The sequence below is a fragment of the uncultured Paenibacillus sp. genome (assembly GCF_963515335.1).
Lineage (GTDB): Bacteria > Bacillota > Bacilli > Paenibacillales > Paenibacillaceae > Paenibacillus_I.
This window is the reverse complement of the sequence record NZ_CAUPYC010000010.1, coordinates 1-20,175: the sequence shown is the minus strand read 5'-3', so window position 1 is coordinate 20,175 and position 20,175 is coordinate 1. Positions and strand designations below refer to the sequence as shown.

Genomic DNA, 20,175 nt, shown 5'->3' with positions numbered 1-20,175 from the left:
ACTTGATAAGGTTTCTCCAATACTCCAACCTGTTTGCTATTTACTTGTCATAACGATCATAAGGCCCGACTATTAATTCTGTGTTACCGGAATGATAAAGTTATGTCAAATGTGACCGAATGATTTTACACGACTTTGCGGATTCGTTTCGTTCCCGGCATGCCATCCGCGCGTTGCCACAGCTCCGGATTGGAGGAGGAGACGGCATTGGCCCCGTTGTCCAGACACTCCTGCGCTTGACTCCGCTCGAACAGCAGGCCGCCTGTAATAATCGGGAGCGAGGTGAACGATTTCACCATGCCGATCATTTCCGGGATCCGGGCGGGCATGAGCTCGATCATGTCGGGCTCGATCTGGCACAGGCTTTTCGCGATGTTCTCAAGCCCCTCGGTGTCCACCAGAAAAAAACGCTGGATCGTGATCAGGCCCAATTTTTTGGCGTTTTTCGCCACATTCGTTTTCGTCGTTATAATGCCGGCCGGCTTGATCACTTTGGCCAAATAATCGAGACCGTGGTAGTCCGTGCTCAAGCCCCCGATTTTCTCCAAATGCAGAAACACCGGCACCCGATGCTCGTTAAACAGATCCACATAACCTTTCAGCACGCCGATATGACCGGTCAGGAGAAATACGCCGCTCAATCGATCCCGAAGCGCAAGAGCCGTTTCGATATGCTTGGGTTCTTTAATGGAGGCTATCATCCGATGCCTGTCGAGTCCCCGGAAGAACGCTTCATGGCTATCAGAATGTTTCATCGGCGGCGCCCCTAACTCGGCTGTACGGCTGTAAGCAAGGGGACGACAACCTCGCGGTCCGTGTCGGTGCCCCGCGCGTTCGGATTATGCGTAAAATGCTTCATATGCTTGTGGAGTGTCGGCGCATGCTCCAGTACTCCCGCCTCCGCCACATCCACCGCGGTAATGCGAACCTCTTCTTCGGCGATGTCTACAACCCGGAAGCCGTGCTGGTCCAGGCAGGCCGACAATTGTACGAACACCCAGTTGTTTTGCTTCACGATCGAATCCACATGCGTGTGGCCGTTGAAATAAATGCCTTTGCCTTCCTTCCGGCTCAGAATGCGCCACATGTCGATGCTCGGATGGATCGAGCCTTTATCCGTCTCCGATCTCGCCGTCGTCTTGTAAACCGGGTGATGGGCGAACACAAGCAGCGGCTTTGTGCCGGACGCTATGACCATCTCCTCAAACCATTGCAGCTGCTCGCCGTCGATCGAGCCGCCCCAATCCTCGTAATCCATCTCTTTGGCGGAGTCCAGGAACACCAGCATCGCTTTATCGGTGTCGATCGCGTGGTAACGCTGGCCGCCCGTGATCGCAAGCACTTCTCTCCTCGTTTGCGCATACAGGTCATGGTTGCCCAGTACGTGAATAAACGTCCGTTCCTTGCGGCGCAGAAGCTCATACACTTCCTGCAACTCCATCGTCGTTCCGTAATTCGTCAGGTCTCCGAGCGAAATATGGAAGTCGGCGTCCAACTCCAGAAATCGTCCCAGCAAGGTTTCATAGAAAGCGGCGCGCGCCTCCCGCCATCCCGCAACGGTTGCATCGATATCGTGATAATGCAAATCTCCCATCAATACCAGCTTCATTGTACGATCTCCTCCCGGTTATCGCGAATTTGTTTGTTCTTTCGTTATTCATGGTACAGGCGCAGTATTGACTCATTGTTAAGCGCAGAAGTAGTTTTTGTAAAAGGCGGCGGCGTAAAGGCAAAGAAGCGCGCCCATGGAGCACGCTTCATCATAGTCCGACCGACCTTACCCAATGAAGAAATTTCATAAGCCCCAACGCAGGAGCTTCCTCCGGAAAATACTCCAATCCCGCATACCCATTAAAACCTGTTGCCTCAATCGCTTTGAAAATATTCAAATAAAAGAGTTCACCGGTATAGGGTTCATGTCGACCGGGGACTCCGGCAACGTGAAAATACCCAATTCTATCAATATTATTGGCAATCGTAGAAATAATATTGCCTTCCATCATTTGCATGTGGTAGATGTCATAAATTACTTTGACGTAAAAACTTCCTACTTCGTCAACAATTTGAAATCCTTCCTTCGAACTGTCTAAGTAGTACCCCATATGGTCAACAAGCGTATTAAGCGGTTCAATGACTAACATCATTCCTGATTGTTGAAGGAATGGCACGCAGGCTTTCAATCCATTTACAATGCTGTCGTGCTGTTCTTCACGGGAAATGCCGACAATCTCTTGTCCGACTTGAGAAATAATCGTGTTGCATCCGAGCATCTTGGCGACACCTATCGTTTGTCTGACGCCTTCCACGTATTCTTGCCTTTTTGCGGGATCCGTCAAACTGATGAATTTTGTAACAATAGCGGACAATTGAAGCCGAAGGAGCTCTTTAGCGGTCTTAATTGCTTGTAAATCTTTATCCCACCAGCTCCAGAACTCAAACACATGAAATCCCAACTGTTTAACCTCTCTCATGCCCTGTACAAAATCTTTGCCGGCATAGACGGATTCAATATTAACCGAGAATTTCATGGCTAACCCCTTTTCATCAGATCGTCTGCCGTACGAATAGCCAGGGCCACAGTAGTGAGTGTGGGGTTCGCCGTGCCGCTCGTCGGGATTACGCTATTGTCGGCTATATAAAGTCCCTGCACGCCGTGAACCTGACCGTACGGATTCGTTACGGAGGCAGCGGGATCATACCCCATGCGGCACGTTCCCATATCATGATAGACGAGGCCGGGAACACGTGAACAAAGCGATGTTAACGCTCCTTTCGAAGCGTTCGCAGCCCGCTTGACTCCTTCACCCATCAATCGGATGATTGCCTCGTCTTTGGCACTGTATGAGAATTGGACTTCCATCTTGGGAACACCGTATTCATCCAGTCGGTGAGGATTTGGCGCCACATAGTTCTCAAAGCGGGATTCCACGACCCCGGACGCACCGAACCAGACCACCGTTTCCTTAAGTACAGGTCTTGGTTCATACAAATAATGTAAATAGCCGATCTGAATTTGATAATCGCGCTCCGCCGTACTCGGAATCAAAACAGCCGTTGTCCCCGGTATTTCAGGGAAATCGGCGGTTTGAAAGGTTACCAGGCCTTCTACCCTGGAATGGGTTGTTAAATAATGACCGATCGCTCTTCCGGAAATGCCGGAATGAAGCAAAATACGCGGCGTCTCGAACGTGCTTGCCGATAAGACGACGGTTTTTCCTTTTAAGCGGTAAGCCTTTTTATCCCGTGTCATCGCCAGTACACCGACCGCTTTCCCATTTTCGACCAGCGCGTTAATCACACGTGCTTTGACCGCCAAATCAAAGCTCCCTAAACTTGACGCCCAAGCGAAAAAAACCATCGAACTGAAAAATACATTGGAATGAACAGAGCCGTATTGAGTCGGCTGCAGGTCGACAGCCATCGGAAGAAGCATCGATTCGGGAAATCCGTTATTCAATAAACGATTGAGAACGATTTCCGACAAGGACGAATCCTTGCCGTAGTTTTGAGAAATATTCATGACCTGTTCTGCAATCGTATAATAACGGTTCATCTCAGCCATAGAAACAGGCCATTGGGCAATATCAACCGAATGCATACGGGGAGTAACCGCGCCCCAAATCATTGTTCTTCCGCCTAATGCGGTAAATTCATCAAAATAGTTGGGAGCCGGTGAAGGCAAAATAATGTCACCCATACCTTCAGGATTTGCTGTATTTATCGGCTTCCACAACTTCGGATTTCTAATAAATCGGTCTCTGCGATTACCGTTTAGCGTCGGTATATTTTGCGCATGGGTCGGCAACAACAGATCGCCGGCCTCCACAATAGCGATTCGCTTGCCGCTTTTCCCCCACTGCTCGCATAATCTCCAGAGAACGGCGCCGCCTCCGGCTCCCGTCCCGACAATAATGACATCATATTCCTTTTCGGCCATCTCTTCGATCGAAGTGATTGGGATCCACTGGTCCAAATACTCTTCAGCGCTATAAGAAACAACCGTATCACAAGAAGGGATTTCCGGCATTAAAGAGCCTCCCGCTTTCTTCCTGTTTTTCGATTCGTTCATTTTTTACATCACTATTCAATTCAACCTTCAATTATGAACGCCATTTAGGCTTGAAACACTTCGCGTTGAATGCTTTCATCCGTTTCAATGTGCAAATAAGCACTTGTTTCCTGCGGAAACAAAGTGCTTGTTCACAACTCCAATAGAAAATCCGTGACCCGATAGCCGTACTGAACTTCAAATGCCGGGAGATCGGGAATGACGACCTCGCGCTCGACCCAGTCCTCGATGGCCAGCTTGCTGCCAGGTGCTATTTCAGTCGCATGGAGGGCCCGTCGTCGCGGACGTCCCTGCTGGGGAGCCCGTCGCGGATCGACGGCCAGCCGTCCTTCCACTCGATCGGATCGATCATGAGCGGCCGGCGGGCGGCCCCGTTGCCCAGCCTCGGATAACCGATGTCGACCGCATGATAAACGATCCAGTCCTTGCCCTTGTCGTCCTGCACGATCGAGTTGTGCCCGGGACCCGCAAAATGCTTGCCCGGCCCATCCGGCATAAATTCTCCGGCCAGCACGAGTGTACCGTCGGACACCTCGATATTGGTTCCCGCCTTGTCCAGGTAAGGTCCCATGAGGGATCGGGCGCGCGCGACAGCTACGCGGTAGGTGCTGTTCTCCCCCTCGCAGCAGGAGCCTAGCGAACCGAAGAAATAATAATAGCCGTCCCGCTTCACGATGTAAGTCGCCTCGAAGCTGCCGCCCGCGATCTTGAAAGGCTCGCCCGCCGTTGCAAATCCGTCTTTGCCGAGCTCAATCCCGTATATGCCCTGAAAGCTGCCCCAAAACAGATAGGGAGTGTCGCCTTCCATGTACAAAAACGGGTCTATCGAGTTGCCGACCCCGATCTCTTCGCTGTCGAACAGCTTGCCCCGGTCCTCGAAAGGACCGGTCGGCGAGTCCGCCACGGCGACGCCGATGCCCGGGTTCGGATCGCCCCACGTGGAAAACGAGTAGTACAAGTAATATTTGCCGTTGAACCGGGAAATGTCGGGGGCCCACAGTCCACCCTCATCTTTCCATGAAGGCTTCTCGGCGAACGCCTCGCCGGCGACGCTCCATGTGACGAGATCCTCGGATTTCAAAATCGGGATCAAACGGGCTCCCTCGCCGTCTCCCCAATCGTCCTCCGTGCCGTACGCGTAGAAAAGGCCGTCGTCTGCCCGAATGACGGAAGGATCCGCAAAAACCGGTTCGAATACCGGATTCTGATACGATGACGTACGATACGACGGCTCTTTGCCGGACGAGCAGCCCGCGATGACCGCCCCCAATATGACCGCGGCCAGCACTGCAAACCTTCGGCAGCGCAAGATCGTGTTTCCCCCTTTCGCGTGTGTTGCCGGCTGAGGTTTCAGCCTTTCATCCCTGTCATCGTGATGCCTTCGACAAAGTAGCGCTGCGCGAAAAAGAACAGCAGCACGGTGGGGATTAGCGCAAGCACCGAGCCGGCCATGATCAGCGTCCATTCCGCGTTATAAAAGCCTTGGAACGAAGCCAACACCAGCTGCAGCGTATATTTTTCCGGACTGTTGAGATAAATGAGCGGACCGAGAAAATCGTTGTACCCGCCCAGAAACCCGAATATGGCCTGCGTCGCGAGCGCCGGCTTCGACAGCGGCATCATGATCCGGAGGAAGATGGAAAACGGATTAAGGCCGTCGATTTTCGCCGCATCTTCAAGCTCCGCAGGAATCGTCTTGAAAAACTGCCGAAGAAAAAACACCGCCGCGGCCGCGCCGAACATGCCGGGGATCATGAGCGGCTTCCAGCTGTCCAGCCAGCCGATGCTTTTGAACAGAATGAACGTCGGGATCATCGTGACCACACCGGGGATCATCATCGTGGCGAGCAAGGCAAGGAACAGCACGCTGCGCCCCGGAAACCGCATGCGCGCGAAAGCATAAGCGGCCAGCGCGCTCGTAAACAATCCGATCAGTGTGGGCGGAATGATGACAAGCAGCGTATTCATAAATCCGCCGAGCAGGCTTGCCTGGGTCAGCACAAAGGAATAGTTCTCCCATACGAAGTCTTCGGGAATCCACTGGGGCGGCATCGCGAAGACGGCTCCTTCCGGCTTGAGGGATGTAGAGAGCATCCACAAAAAAGGAACGGCCATGATCAGCGAGCCGATGATAAGAAGCAGGTAAGCGAGCGTTGTGCGGATTGCTTCCTTCATTCGCACAGTCTTTGAGCGGCTTACGCTGTTTAAGGTTGCGGTTGACATGCTCCTTCTCCCTTCAATCGTAATGAACCCATCTTTTCGACAGCCAGAAATTGAGCACCGTAATAATCATGATGACGATGCCGAGCACCCAGGCCATGGCGGATGCAAATCCCATATCCATATAGCGGAACGCATTGAGGAACAAATAATAAACGATGGTCGTCGTGGAGTAATTCGGACCGCCCTCCGTCATGATCATAAACCGGGGAAAATCCTGCAGCGCCCCGATAATCGACGTAATCAGAATGAAAAGCGTAGTCGGCGATATCCCGGGCACCGTAATGTAGCGGAATTTCTGCCAACCGTTCGCACCGTCGATATCCGCCGCTTCGTACAGCGAACCCGGCACACCCTGCAGCGCCGCCAAATACAGCACCATGTTGAAGCCGAGGCCGCCCCATACGCCTTGTATAATCATCGAGGGCATCGCCCATGCTTCATCGTTCAGCCAAGCCGGGCCGTCGATACCGGCCAGGCCCAAGAAATAATTCAGCAGGCCGAAGTCCGCGTTGAAGATCCATTTCCAAAGCAAGGTCAACGCAACCACCGAGCTGATCGTCGGCAAGAAAAAAGCGGTACGGAAAAAATTGATCCCGACGATCTTCCGGTTCATCGCCAGCGCGATGCCGAGCGATACGGCCATTCCGAGCGGGATGCCCAGCGCCGCGTAAAACGTGTTGTACATCGTTTTCCAAAAAAGCGGGTCGGCGAACAGCTTGCCATAATTGTCGACGCCGTTGAACGTCGGCGGATTGTACACATCAAACTTGGTAAAGCTCACATAAACGGAATATCCGATCGGAATCAGCGCGAAAAGCAAAAAACCGGCTATCGGCGAAGCAATGAACAGATAAGCCCACAAATATTCCGCTTTGACGCGGCGCTTGCGAAGCGCCGGCTCGGCGCCACCCGCCGCGGGCACGGTCGGTTCCATATCAGCGCACCTTCTTTCGTGAAGAGGGGAGGTATGCCCCCCTCCCGTTGTTCAGTCGTGCAGGTATTATTGGAAAAGTTGAGGATTGCCTTCTCTAAGCGCCTTGTCGACTTCCGGCTTGATTTCGTTCATCAGCTCTACAGCCGTCTTTTTACCGTCCCAAAGCTGGCCGATTTTCTGATTCACGATATCCCACCACTTGTTATTCGGCGTATACGTCCATGGACCCGCCGCTTGATTCTCGGCCGCTTTGATGAACACCTGCGCGTTCGCCGGCTTCTGCCCGGGCTGCAGGAAAACATCGCTGTCCGCCATCGATTTGAAGTTCGGAATCGCGAAGCCCAGCTCGGACTGCAGCTTCTGGCCTTCCTCACCCGCAAGATATTCAATCAGCTTGAAGGCCGCTTCGGGGTTCTTCGATTTGCTGTAAACGGAGAAGCCTACGGAACCGCTCCAGCCGTTCCATTTGCCGCCGGTGGGCAGCGGAGCTACATCCCAGTCAAAGTCAAGCTTGCGGTAAGCCGGTACCTGCCAGCGGCCTTGGATTTGCATCGCGAGCTTGCCCGTTTCAAACATCTGGCCGTCGTTCATCGCCTGCAAAGCGCGGGAATCGGGAGAAATGCCGTACTTGTAGCGCAGGTCGGCCGCGAATTGAAGCGCATCCGTCGCTTCCTTGCTGTTGAGGATGAACTCGGTGCGCGATTCGTTAAGCACTTCGCCGCCGTTCGCGCGCACGAAGCCTTCCCACCAGATCGGGCCGATGCCGTATTGGTCGGGCTTGCCGTCCCCGTTCGTGTCCTTGGTCAGTTTTTTGCCGATTTCGACAAGCTGTTCCCATGTCATCGGCGTTTCGGCGCTCGGATATGGCACTCCTGCGTCATCGAACAATTTCTTATTGTAGTAAAGCACGGTCGGACCGATATCCTTCGGAAGGGCATAAAGGTCGCCTTGGCCCAGATTTTGACCGTCGTACTTGTATCGGTTGAGTCCGGACTCCCACATATCGCCGATGTTGATCCCGCTTCCATCGACCATGGATTGGAGGTTGAGCAGAAGCCCGGTGCTGACCCAACGGCCGAAATCGCCGTCAGGCACGTAAAACACGTCCGGAGCGTTGCCGCCGGCCAGTACCGTGTTCATTTTGCCGGTATAGTCGGCGGGGACGTGAATGTATTCCACTTTGATATCCGGATTTTTGGACTCAAAGCTTTGCAGCAGCTTCGTAAACACATCCTTCTCCTCCGGTCCTCCCCATCCGGAAAACCTGATCTTTACTTGCTCGCCGGCAGCCGGTGCCGTGCCGGAGTCGTTTTGCGGCTCGGCCGCGTCCGGACCCGCTGCATTTCCCTCTGCCGGCGCGTTTGACGATTCCGGAGCTTTGGCGCAGCCGACCAACAAACCAAAAATCAATACCAGGGAGAATACGAAAACCAACGTTTTTTTCATTGACCTTCACCCTTCTGAATAGTTTTAGAAAATAATCAGTGCCTGCTTCTAGAATCTGACGGCGCGATCGGAAACCGGTTCACCTCCTTGTTGGAATGGGAACCGCCCGGTCAATCGGGCAGCTCCGTCACAATCCAGCCGCCAAATGACGCACCCGCGCTTTTTTCAACGCGAATACCCGCTCTTGAAGGAAGATCCGTATCGTATGATAAGACGGCGATTTGCGCCGCATTGACATCAATCCGCAACGTGCCGCGGACCCTCCGAACTCTGAAATGGTTCCAGCCGTCGACAATCGTACCCGGCGGAGCCAAAGTCCGGTCTTCTACCGCGATCCCCTCCCTGACCGTTCGAAGACCGACTGTTCCTTCTTTACCGTCGGGATACAGGAATACGTAGTTTATTTGATCGAAATAGGCCGCATAAATGCCTGCCGCCGGATGCTCGCCCCCGTCCGTGTGCAAGCGAAGCGACACTTGCATTTCATACCGCGAGGCAAGCCAGTCTTCCTTCAAGCGGCTGTAACCGCCTGCCGCATTGCCGCTCGCGAAGAGTCCCGCCTCCGAACTCCGGGCCGATCCCTCGGCAGGCCATAATGCCAGGTCATCGTGAAAATGATGCGTGGCCGATACGAAAGCAAACGCCGAGCCGGCTCCCTCCGCCGCAATTCCAAGCATGCTCTCCTCCTTATCGGGCATCGCCCCGGCGGTCAGATCCCATGCCCGAACCAAACGTTGATCGACATAAATAAGAACCTGCGTTCCGTTCCGCTCCAGCCGCAGCTCATGATAAACGGCATAATCGAAGCCCGGCCACAGCGGACATACGGCCGCCTGTTCAACATCGCCGAACTGCTGGCGAATTCTGGCGCAGCGCGCCGTCGGATCGATCATAACGGAGAATCGAAACTCGCCGTCGCCGCTTTGTATCCATATCCCCGCCGCATGAGGGCCGCAGCGCACAGAAGCCTGGACAACGGCATGCCTCCAGTCCGTTCCGCCGATCAGCGCGACGGAGCCTTCCCGGCCGGCAGATACCAACACGCCTTGCCCCGTCTGCCACTCTCCGTCCGCCGCCCTCCATCGCGCCGCAAGCGCTTCCGAAACAAACCTGTCACAAAATCCGGGCGGCGAAGGCAACGGCTGCTCATCCGTCGTCGGTCCCGCTGCGATTATTCGGTCGCCGCTCCAATACAGCCGGTCAATCCTGACCTTTCTGCCCTTGCGGCCGGGCGAATATCCGTGATAAACGGCGATTTGATCCACACCGTTCGGTCCTTGCACAACGACATGGTGCCCCGGTCCCTGGCAATGTTCGGTCGTGCCGAGCACAGATTTGCCGGATCGCCGCTTTGCCCAGCCCTTGTCCGTCATGCCTCCCCGCCCGATCGGCACGGGGGAGGTCGCATAAGAAACCCGATAGGTATCGTCCCCGAAAAAACCGCTGCTGTACATTTGGTAATACGTTCCCCCTCGCTTCAGCACAAACGGCCCTTCGTTCCAATACCATGTCCCCTCCTTGTTGCCTTCATGCCTGCCGTCAGGCCGAACCACGAGCGTCGGATTGCCGGCAAGCGTCGTCATATCGATCATCCGGTCCACGACGTTTCCGCATCCGATAACCCCGCCGGGTCCGGTCGTATACCGGTTTCGAACGTTGTAGTACAGATAGTAGACCCCGTCCTCGTCCTTGAACGGATGGGCGTCGATGGACCATTCTTCGGTCAAAGGCCGCTCCATGGCGATGAACGGGCCGCATGGATCGGACGATACGGCCGCGCCGATTCTGCGAATCCCGTCATTGCCCCGCCCGTTGTCGTCCCGCATGGCGGCCGCGAGATACATGTAGAACGTGCCGTTCTCATAAACGACCTCGGGCGCCCACAAATCGATTTGGGCCCAATGCCGCGGATCGGCAACAGCCTCGAAGGCGACGCCTTCTTTGCGCCAGTTCACGAGATCTTCCGAGCTGTATACCGGTATTTGAAGCGCGCCGGTGTGGTACATGTAGTATTTTCCGTTATATTTCAGGACCGCAGGGTCGCCATGATCCGCATCTTCTTACGTCTCATTCTGTATATCCAACAAACGCCGCATTTACCTAACCGCCTTTCAGGTTTATTAAGCGCTTACATGCCACAGTAAAACCGCTCCTCAGCTTCCCTTCGCAATCGATATCAAAATATTGTTTTAATTCCGCTTTAAGTGAGACAATGATCATTTTTTTCTCAATCCCCTGAACAGGATTGAGAGCGCAAGCAACGCTTAGGTTCGTCTCGGTTCATAATCGAGTCTCAGCAGAATGTCCTGATCATAGTTCCCGAATTTGCGCCCGAACAAATTCAGGCCGCCCTGGTTCGCGGCATCGGCTTTAACGCCGACCCGCACCGTAAAAGAATGCTTGCCGTTGATGCCGAGGTCGCTCACCGTAATTTCCGATACCCGTTTGCCGTCTACGAACGTACCGCCGGGTGTAATCCGCCATTTTTTCAGCAAGCCGTATTGCGTCATATGCGTTTCCCACCATACCGGCGTCAGCAGCCCGCGCTCCCCTCCGAAGTCGCCCGGACTCTGCCAAGTGCCCGTCTCTACACCGTTGATCCAGAGCGTAATGTCGGAAGGCCAATCCGGATTATGAAGCGGCGCTTCCGAGCATATTTCCATCGACACCTCTATGCCGGTCAGCAAGCAGTCGTAAGGCGTACGGTTCGGAAAACGATATTCCACATAGCCTTGCTTGAACCATAGCAGCTGAGCGTTCACTTTATCCGGCTCGTAAAAGCTCGTCGGGTCATCGAAGTAGCCGACGATGCCGTTCTCCATGACGAGACCGCAAGAAGGGCGGGCCTCACAGTCGGTATAATGGCCGATCGGCATGGAGATGTAGCGGAAATTCGGATCGCTCTCCACCCTGCTGTCCGACAACACGACAACCATGCGGTCATACAAAGTGGAGCAAACCTTTTGCGAGCCTCTTTGGCCCGGAATAAGCTCGGTCTTGATGAGCTTCGCGTCCTCCAGCTTCTTGATGTTGACCGTAGCGGTGGAGGAAGGCAGATTAAACATTTCCGCGATCTCGTTCACATTCATTTTGCGCTGCTGGATTTGTTTGAAAATCTCGATACGCGTTTCGTTGGAAAGCGCCTTTGCGACTTCGATGAATTCATCGATTGTGATGGTCCAAACTCGGGACATGTATGTTTTCCTTTCGGGCGAGCTATTTATGCAACTATTATTGCATTAAACCAATCTTTCTTAAACTATTATATCGGGAAGGAATGAAAGCGTCAACAGGACTCCGGGTGATATATCCGCTTTTTCTTCGGATAAACCGGTAATGCTAAACACCATCTCTTCACGCAGTTCCACCAGATAGCGGGCATGCTCTCCTTTATTAACTGGCGCGCCGAAACAGGGACATAGCACCGCCCAGATTCCTTTACCTTGCGATAAAGCGAAGTGTTCCGTTTCACCTTGGTCACCCAGTCAGTCTAGCACCATAGTTGTGCCTAGCCTGGCTAGGCGCGCACCGGAAAAGCTCCTCCTAATTGTACCGGTATTCGGTTAACCCCAACCCGGTAGCAAAATTAGCGTGAGGTTCTCAAGGCAGTTTGTTTCCCCTCCCTGTCTCAGTGAAATTTACGGGAGGTTCTCCATCTATTCACCGGCGCTAAGGGCCGCTACGCGGAAAGAAAGACTCACCGCCGCTCAGCGGCGGTTCTTCGGCAGAGGACGACAAAATCCGCGGCCCGGTCTTTAGCGAAGCGCCCGTCACGTCGGAAGGCCTTAAACTATAATCCACCGTAAGTGCTATATTATCCACCTAACCGTCTCGCATCCCTAGTGGTTGTTCAGATGAATCCGGTAGAAAGCTTTGCGATATTCGGTGGGCGTCATGCTTTCATATTTTTTAAACAGCCGCATGAAATATTTCTCGTCTTGAATGCCGACTTTTTCGGAGATGTCCTTGATGCTTCTGGAGCCTCTCGTCAGCATCTCCTTCGCTTTCGATATTTTCATCAGGTTGATGTATTCCTGCAGGTGGAAGCCCGTCTTCCGCTTGAAAAAACGCGAGAGATAATTTTTGTTGTACTTGAACTGCTCCGCCACGTCGGACACGGAAATGTCGGTCAGCGCATGGATGCGGACCCATTCGATAATTTCCGCTATATTTCGATCTCCCTGCGATTTGTCCGGGGAGCTCTGGCGATTCCGGATCATTTGATCCGACAGCTCGATGAGCAGCAAGGTCGCGATATAATGGGCGGCTTGCCGGGTATAGTAGTTGGACATGCCGATATGCTGCAGCTGCTGAAAAAGGATATTCGCCCGCTCGATGCCGGCCGGCGCGTAAAATAAAGGCAAATACACATCCGAGCAGCGCTTCGGCGAATCCGGCTCGTTCAGCACGGCCAGCTCCTTGTCCAGCCCCTCCTCATCGAGAATCCCGTACGAATCGCTGACGAGAAAGTGGAACCAGAAAAAGGACACGCCCTCCTCGCACGGCCGGTAGCCTTCATGGCTCACCCCGGGCAGCAGCACCAGCACGTCTCCCGGCTTGACCTCGTATTTCTCCCCGCCCTGCGAAATATACAGCCGCTTCTCGATCCCGATGATGATTTCAAACGAATCCACGATGCGCTTGCTGTGCGTCCACGATACATCCGAATAAAATTGTCCGCAGGACAAAAACTCGATCGGCTTCTCGATATTCGCCCTCAAATATTTCATTTCCGCAACCCCGTTTCTTCAAAATGATTGACTGCCTTGCTAGAATCTTTGGTCACTATTGTCCACCTAATGTTGGTTCGGGACTACTTACACCGGCATTTCCGGATGTTATGATTATTACTGCAAGCGCTTGCAATTTACTTGCCTCATCTCAGAAAAACCGACGGCTTCATCCTATTACGAGGAGGGTCAATTAGTTGAAAAAGGCGAACATACTGCTATTGTTTCTGATCTTTGCCCTGGTCGCATCCGCCTGTTCGAGCGGCGGCACGAACGGGGCCGGCAACGCAGGCAGCACCGGTGCCGCTGCCGACGATTCCGGCACGGCAAACGGAGGGGGCGAGAAAGTCGTGACGCTTAAATTCATGGGCTGGGAAGCGAGCCCGCTGGAAACGGCGGCAGTCAAAAAAGGCCTTGAAACGTTCATGCAGCGAAACCCGAACATCAAAGTCGAGTACCAGCCGGTTCCGGGAGGCGCGCAATATGCGCAGAAGCTGCTGACGATGCTGGCGGGCAACGCCGCGCCGGACGTGTTCTACCTCGGCGCGACGGAATACCGGTCGTTCCAGCAGCGCAACGTGCTGCTTGATTTGACCGACAGGTTCGAAAGCGCCATGTCGATTGACGAATTCATCCCGTCGGCGGCGCAAATCATGCAAATCGAAGGCAAAATTTACGGTATCAGCAGCACTACCGTATCACCTGTACTTTATTATAACAAAGATCTTTTTGACAAGGCACAGATTCCCTATCCGCCGAGCAATCCGAGCGAAGCCTGGACATGGGACGAGTTCAGGGAAGCCGCCGTCAAGCTGACCGTAAAAGACGGCGACAAAGTGTCGCAATACGGCGCTTTCGGCCTTGAGAACTTCTATATGACGACCGCCGAACTATTTTCCAACGGCGTGCAAATCTTCTCGGAAGACGGCAAGGCGATGGCGCTCAACACGCCGGAAGCGAAGCAGGTCATGCAGAGCATTCTCGACCTCAGGCTCAAGGACGGCGCGACGCCTACCGCCAAAACGCTCGAAAGCATCGGCATGAAGCCGAACCAGATGCTGCAAACCGGCAAGGTGGCGATGGTCGTCGACGGCTCATGGGCGCTGCAGGAGCTTGCGACGATGGGCTTCCCGGTCGGCGTCGCTCCGCTGCCGAGCTTCATAACCGCGAAGACGCACGGCCAGGCGCATCTGCATGCGGCATCGGCCACAACGAAATATCCCGATGAGGCATGGAAGCTCATCGAATTCCTCTCCTCCGAGGAATACCAGATCCAGCTGATCAAGGAAGGCCTGTGGATGCCGAACCGCAAGGCGCTCTACACCGAAGAAGGCATCGCCAAATGGTACAACGAAGCCGTCCACCCGGAAGGATTCAAGGAAATGGTGTCGTTCTTCGCGGAAGCCGAAGCCTATCCGTTCACCTTGATCACGCAAAACGTCGTCAACGACATCATTACGGAGGAAACCGACAAGCTTTGGTACTCGGGGCAGTCCGTCGACGACACGTTGGCCAACATTGAGAAGAGAGCGAATGCAGAGCTTGCAAAATAACAGGACGGGGCCCAGGTGCGCTGCCCGGGCTCCCTTCCAAAGGGGTGGAACGCGATGAATGCGGAGAACAGCCTGATGGAACCGAGAGTCGATGCCCGGCAGCTGGCGCATGCAGGCGGCCAAACGAGCGCGCTCAAACGATTGTTTCACAAGGACGGCACCTGGGCGTTTCTGCTGCTGCTGCCCAACCTGCTCGGCTTTCTGGCATTTACTCTGATTCCCGTATTTGCTTCCTTTTTTCTCAGCTTTACTTCCTGGGATATGCTTACCCCGGTCGTATGGGTGGGGCTGCAGAATTACATTGATTTGTGGAAAGACGAAACGTTCGTCAAAGTGTTCTGGAACACGATCTATTTCTCGGCCGTATCGGTTCCGCTCGGCATCGTCATCTCACTATGCCTGGCCGCGGCGCTGGACCGCATCAGCCTGAAAAAGTTTTACCGGGCGGCTTACTTTTTACCGGTGGTGTCTTCCATGGTCGCGATCGCGGTCGTCTGGCAGTTCATTTACAACCCGGAGTACGGCATCATGAACTATGTGCTCGGTCTGTTCGGCGTCGACGGCCCCGATTGGCTGACCAGCACCGTATGGGCGATGCCGGCGGTCATCCTGACGAGCGTGTGGAAAAATCTCGGCTTCAACATGCTGATTTTCCTCGCCGGCCTGCAGGGCATCTCCGACGACTATTATGAAGCGGCCGACCTGGACGGAGCCAAATGGCATCAGAAATTTCTGCTCATCACCGTCCCGCTCCTGTCGCCGACCACCTTTTTCGTCACCGTCATGTCGTTCATCGCTTCGTTCCAGGTGTTCGACACCATCTTTCTGATGACCCAGGGCGGACCCGCGCGCTCCACCTCCGTCATCGTGCATTACCTGTACGAGCAGGGCTTCAAATATTTCAACATGGGCTATGCAAGCGCGATGGCTTACATCCTGTTCTTCATGATGTTCGTCATTACGATGTTCCAGTTCTGGCGCCAAAGAAAATGGGGAGACAGTTAAGGAGGAGGCTGCAGTCGTGAGAAAAAGCTTGCCGCTCAACATCACCGCACACGTTATTCTGATGCTCGGGGCAATCACGATGATCATCCCCTTCCTATGGACGATCAGCACCTCATTGAAGCAGCTGAGCGAGGTGTTCGTTTTCCCTCCCCGGCTTCTGGGCGAGAAAATCATGTGGGAAAATTACCTGCGCATATCGGACCGGTTTCCGTTCGATACGTACTTCCTGAACAGTCTGAAAATCACCGTCATCGTCGTGATCGCGCAGCTGCTTACGAGCTCCATGGCAGGCTACGTTTTTGCCCGCCTTCGCTTCAAATACCGCGATCTGCTGTTCGGCTGCTACCTGGCCACGATGATGATTCCCGCGCAGGTGACGCTCATCCCGAACTTCATCATCATGCGCAACTACAATCTCATCGACACGCATTGGTCGCTCATTTTGCCGGCGCTGGTATCGGCCTTCGGCACGTTCCTGCTGCGCCAATTTTTCCTCACCATTCCCGGCTCGCTGGAGGAGGCCGCCAAAATCGACGGCTGCTCGCCGTTCGGCGTCTATTGGCGGGTGTTCGTGCCCCTGTCCAAGCCGGCGATGGCCACACTCGGCGTGTTCGTGTTCATGGGCATGTGGAACGAATTTCTGGCTCCGCTCATTTACATCAACACGCAGGCGAAAATGACGCTTCCGTTAGGCTTGGCTTCCATGCAGGGCATGTACGGGACCGATTGGCCCGTGCTGATGGCAAGCACCGTCATATCCATTGCCCCGCTTATCGTTATCTTTTTGCTTGCGCAGGATTTCTTCATCAAAGGCGTCACGCTCTCCGGTTTGAAGGGCGAATAACGAAAGACGAAAGGACAAGTGATCATGAGCAAATTGGTGAACCGAACGCAGCCGCTGAAAGCCGTATCTTTAAAGCAGGTATCGATTCAGGACGCCTTCTGGTCCTCCCGTGAGAAAAACGTTATCGAGACGGTCGTTCCGTATCAATGGCAGGCCTTGAACGATGAAATTCCCGGCGCGGAGCCGAGCCACACGATCGAGAATTTCCGCCTTGCCGCCGGGGAAGCCGAAGGCGAATATTACGGCATGGTGTTCCAGGACAGCGATCTCGGCAAATGGCTGGAGACGGTCGGCTTCGTCCTCTCCGGCCGCCGCGACCCGCAGCTCGAGCGGATTGCGGACGAGGTCATCGACCTGCTCGAGCGCGCCCAGCAGCCGGACGGCTATCTGAACACCTATTACACGGTCAAGGAGCCCGGCAAGCGCTGGACGAACCTGCGCGACAATCACGAGCTGTACTGCGCCGGCCATTTGATGGAGGCGGCCGTGGCGTACTACGAAGCGACCGGCAAGCGGAAGTTTCTCGACATCATGAGCCGGTATGCGGATTACATCGGAACCGTGTTCGGCGGCGAGCCCGGCCAGAAACGCGGCTATGACGGCCATCCCGAGGTCGAGCTCGCGCTCGTCAAGCTGTACCAGGCGACCGGCGAGCGCAAATATTTGGAGCTCAGCCAATTTTTTGTGGACGAACGCGGCCGGCAGCCGCATTTCTTCGACCTGGAGGCGGCCGAGCGGAACGAGCAGCCGCCGGTGGGCAGGAGAAACAAAAAGCGCGAATACGACTATTTCCAGGCGCATCTTCCGGTTCGGGAACAGACGACGGCCGAAGGCCACGCCGTGCGGGCCGTCTATCTGTACAGCGCGATGGCCGACCTGGCAGTGGAAAGCGGCGACACTGCCCTGCTGGAGGCTTGCCGGAAGCTGTGGAACGACGTTGTCCGCACCAAAATGTATGTGACCGGCGGGATCGGCTCCTCCGAATACGAAGAACGCTTCACCGTACCGTTCGATCTGCCGAACGATCGCGCCTACACGGAAACGTGCGCGGCGATCGGTCTGATGTTCTGGGCGCAGCGCATGCTCCAGATCGAGAAGCGTCGCGAATACGCCGATGTGATGGAGCTTGCCTTGTACAACGGCGTGCTCAGCGGCATTTCACTGGACGGCAAGAGCTATTTCTACGTCAATCCGCTCGAGGTGTGGCCGGCGACCGCCAACTTCCGCCATGACATGTCGACCGTGAAGGTGACCCGCCAGCCCTGGTTCGGCTGCGCCTGCTGCCCGCCGAACATCGCCCGCCTGATCGCTTCGCTCGGCCAATATATTTATTCCGCGAGTGCGGCGGACCGCGAGCTGTACGTGCATCTGTATATCGGCAGCAAGCTCGAGCTCGATATCGACGGCCGGGCTGTGCAGGTTACCCAGCAGTCGAATTACCCGTGGAACGGCGAGATCGCGCTGGAAGTGACGGCCGCGCAGCCCGCCGAGTTCACGATTGCGCTGCGTGTGCCAGGCTGGTGCAAGGGGGCGTCGATCAGCGTGAACGGCCAGCATGTCGACGTTACGGAGCAGGAAGGCGGCTACGTGCGGATCGCCCGGACCTGGGAATCCGGCGACCGGATCGAATTGTCGCTGGATATGCCGGTCGAGCTCGTGCGCGCCCACCCGAACGTGCGGGAAAATGCGGGCAAAGTCGCCCTGCAGCGCGGCCCGGTCGTTTACTGCCTCGAGGAGGAGGACAACGGCGCGAACCTGCAGGATATCGTGCTGCCCGAGGGCGCGAGGTTCGATGTTCACTTCGATGAGCACAAATTCGGCGGCGTGTCGATTGTGACCGGCACCGGCCTGCGGAGCGAAGTGCCGGCCGAAGACGAGCAACGCCTGTATGCGACGCATGGCTGGAGCAAGGTGCCCGCGCCGGTGACCGCCATCCCCTACTTCGCCTGGAGCAACCGGACGCCGGGTGAAATGACGGTCTGGATTCGATCTAACGGATAGGAGGAATCGCATATGCCCGCCAACACGCTGCCTGCTGTATCAAAGCATTCGATTCGCGGCTCCCGCTTTGGGGATGTGAAGCTCCTGACGGGCTTGTTCAAATCCCGGGCCGCGCTCAATCGCGGCTATGTGATGAGCCTGAAGAGCGCCGACCTGCTGCAAAACTTCTATATTGAAGCCAACCTGTACGAACCCTCGGGCCATGTGCACGAGCATTGGGAGCCGCAGCATCTGGGCTGAGAATCGCCCGCCTGCGCGCTGCGCGGCCATTTTCTCGGCCATTGGCTGTCGGCGGCCGCCAGGCTGTATGCCGCGACCGGAGACCTCGAGGCCAAAGGCAAGGCGGATTGGATCGTCGAGGAGCTCAGCCGCTGCCAGATCCGGAACGGCGGCGAATGGGCCGGCTCCATTCCGGAGAAATATCTGCATTGGATCGCCGAAGGCCGGCAGGTGTGGGCGCCTCACTATACGCTGCACAAAACGTTGATGGGCTTGTACGATATGTACGCCTATGCAGGCAGCACCCGTGCGCTGGAGATCATAGACAACTGGTCCGCCTGGTTCCTTCGCTGGACCGGCGGTTTGAATGAGGCAATCCTTGCCGATGTGCTCGATGTGGAGACCGGCGCGATGATGGAGGTTTGGGCCGATGTGTACGGCGCCACCGGCAAGCCGGAGCATCTGGAGCTCATGCGGCGCTATGCCCGCCATCGGCTGTTCGACCCGCTGCTGCGCGGCGAGGACGTTCTGACCAACATGCATGCCAATACGACGATTCCGGAAATACACGGAGCGGCGAGGGCATACGAGGTAACGGGAGAGCGGCGGTGGCGCGACATTGTCGAAGCGTACTGGAAGTCCGCCGTCACGGATCGCGGCTTCTACTGCACGGGCAGCCAGACGAACGGCGAAATCTGGAGCCCTCCGGGCGAATTGTCCGCGCGCCTCGGCGAGCGCAACCAGGAGCACTGCGTCGTCTACAATATGATCCGCCTCGCCGACTTTCTGTTCCGCTGGACCGGACAATCGGAATATCTGGACTATATCGAGCGCAATCTTTACAACGGGATTCTGGCGCAGCAGCACCCGAAAACCGGGATGATCACGTACTTTCTCCCGCTTCATGCGGGGGCCCGGAAAAAATGGGGCTCGCCGACCAAGCATTTCTGGTGCTGCCACGGCTCCCTCGTGCAGGCGCACACGATCCATGCCAACCTGGCCTTCTATCAAGATCAGGAGGGCATTATCGCGGCCCAGTACATTCCGGCGGAATATACGTGGGATGCCGCTGATAGCAGCGGCGGGGACAGTGGCACGGGCGGCGGCACGGGCGGCAGCGGCACGGGCGGCAGCGGCGCGGGCGGCAGCGG

The 20,175-nt window shown here is 55.4% G+C and carries 16 protein-coding genes and 1 pseudogene; 6 read left to right on the top strand and 11 right to left on the bottom strand.

Annotated elements, in window-relative coordinates; translation table 11 throughout:
* Nucleotides 1-125: 125 nt before the first annotated feature.
* The 11 genes and pseudogenes from RWM61_RS05635 to RWM61_RS05585 form a co-directional block, all read right to left on the bottom strand.
* Nucleotides 126-755, bottom strand: coding sequence for a glycerol-3-phosphate responsive antiterminator (locus RWM61_RS05635; RefSeq protein ID WP_313998331.1), 630 nt, complete (start codon nucleotides 753-755; stop codon nucleotides 126-128).
* An 11-nt stretch (nucleotides 756-766) separates the two neighbouring features.
* Entirely contained in the window at nucleotides 767-1,609 is an 843-nt protein-coding gene (locus RWM61_RS05630) for a metallophosphoesterase (protein WP_313998329.1), read from the bottom strand.
* A 151-nt stretch (nucleotides 1,610-1,760) separates the two neighbouring features.
* Complete coding sequence (locus RWM61_RS05625) at nucleotides 1,761-2,528, bottom strand: TIM barrel protein (protein WP_313998327.1); 768 nt, start codon at nucleotides 2,526-2,528, stop codon at nucleotides 1,761-1,763.
* Nucleotides 2,529-2,530: 2 nt separating this feature from the next.
* Entirely contained in the window at nucleotides 2,531-4,027 is a 1,497-nt protein-coding gene (locus RWM61_RS05620; RefSeq protein ID WP_313998325.1) for a GMC family oxidoreductase, read from the bottom strand.
* A gap of 292 nt (nucleotides 4,028-4,319) precedes the next feature.
* The gene (locus RWM61_RS05615) at nucleotides 4,320-5,378 is read right to left on the bottom strand and encodes a family 43 glycosylhydrolase (RefSeq protein ID WP_313998322.1); all 1,059 of its coding nucleotides are present in this window, start codon (nucleotides 5,376-5,378) and stop codon (nucleotides 4,320-4,322) included.
* 41 nt (nucleotides 5,379-5,419) lie between these two features.
* Nucleotides 5,420-6,244, bottom strand: a complete 825-nt coding sequence (locus RWM61_RS05610; RefSeq protein WP_313998320.1) for a carbohydrate ABC transporter permease — start codon at nucleotides 6,242-6,244, stop codon at nucleotides 5,420-5,422.
* A 61-nt stretch (nucleotides 6,245-6,305) separates the two neighbouring features.
* Nucleotides 6,306-7,226 (bottom strand): sugar ABC transporter permease, encoded by a 921-nt coding sequence (locus RWM61_RS05605; protein WP_313998318.1) that lies wholly within the window; start codon nucleotides 7,224-7,226, stop codon nucleotides 6,306-6,308.
* A gap of 66 nt (nucleotides 7,227-7,292) precedes the next feature.
* Entirely contained in the window at nucleotides 7,293-8,672 is a 1,380-nt protein-coding gene (locus tag RWM61_RS05600) for a sugar ABC transporter substrate-binding protein (RefSeq protein ID WP_313998316.1), read from the bottom strand.
* A gap of 110 nt (nucleotides 8,673-8,782) precedes the next feature.
* A pseudogene (locus tag RWM61_RS05595) lies at nucleotides 8,783-10,711 on the bottom strand (glycoside hydrolase family 43 protein); the annotation flags it as partial.
* A gap of 225 nt (nucleotides 10,712-10,936) precedes the next feature.
* Nucleotides 10,937-11,866, bottom strand: coding sequence for a helix-turn-helix domain-containing protein (locus tag RWM61_RS05590; RefSeq protein ID WP_313998314.1), 930 nt, complete (start codon nucleotides 11,864-11,866; stop codon nucleotides 10,937-10,939).
* A gap of 645 nt (nucleotides 11,867-12,511) precedes the next feature.
* Entirely contained in the window at nucleotides 12,512-13,402 is an 891-nt protein-coding gene (locus tag RWM61_RS05585; protein ID WP_313998312.1) for an AraC family transcriptional regulator, read from the bottom strand.
* 197 nt (nucleotides 13,403-13,599) lie between these two features.
* Here RWM61_RS05585 and RWM61_RS05580 point away from each other — a divergent pair, with 197 nt between their 5' ends.
* The 6 genes from RWM61_RS05580 to RWM61_RS05555 all read left to right on the top strand — a co-directional run.
* Complete coding sequence (locus tag RWM61_RS05580) at nucleotides 13,600-14,955, top strand: sugar ABC transporter substrate-binding protein (RefSeq protein ID WP_313998310.1); 1,356 nt, start codon at nucleotides 13,600-13,602, stop codon at nucleotides 14,953-14,955.
* 75 nt (nucleotides 14,956-15,030) lie between these two features.
* On the top strand, nucleotides 15,031-15,960 hold the full coding sequence (locus RWM61_RS05575) for a sugar ABC transporter permease (protein WP_313998308.1): 930 nt from the start codon (nucleotides 15,031-15,033) through the stop codon (nucleotides 15,958-15,960).
* A 16-nt stretch (nucleotides 15,961-15,976) separates the two neighbouring features.
* Nucleotides 15,977-16,804: a carbohydrate ABC transporter permease gene (locus tag RWM61_RS05570; protein ID WP_313998305.1), complete on the top strand. Its 828-nt coding sequence runs from the start codon at nucleotides 15,977-15,979 to the stop codon at nucleotides 16,802-16,804.
* A 24-nt stretch (nucleotides 16,805-16,828) separates the two neighbouring features.
* A complete protein-coding gene (locus RWM61_RS05565) occupies nucleotides 16,829-18,805 on the top strand; it encodes a beta-L-arabinofuranosidase domain-containing protein (RefSeq protein WP_313998303.1) in 1,977 nt (658 codons plus the stop codon).
* Between the two features lie 12 nt (nucleotides 18,806-18,817).
* A complete protein-coding gene (locus RWM61_RS05560) occupies nucleotides 18,818-19,045 on the top strand; it encodes a hypothetical protein (RefSeq protein ID WP_313998301.1) in 228 nt (75 codons plus the stop codon).
* Nucleotides 19,046-19,063: 18 nt separating this feature from the next.
* On the top strand, nucleotides 19,064-20,175 hold a 1,112-nt coding region (locus RWM61_RS05555), incomplete at its 3' end, for a beta-L-arabinofuranosidase domain-containing protein (RefSeq protein ID WP_313998446.1).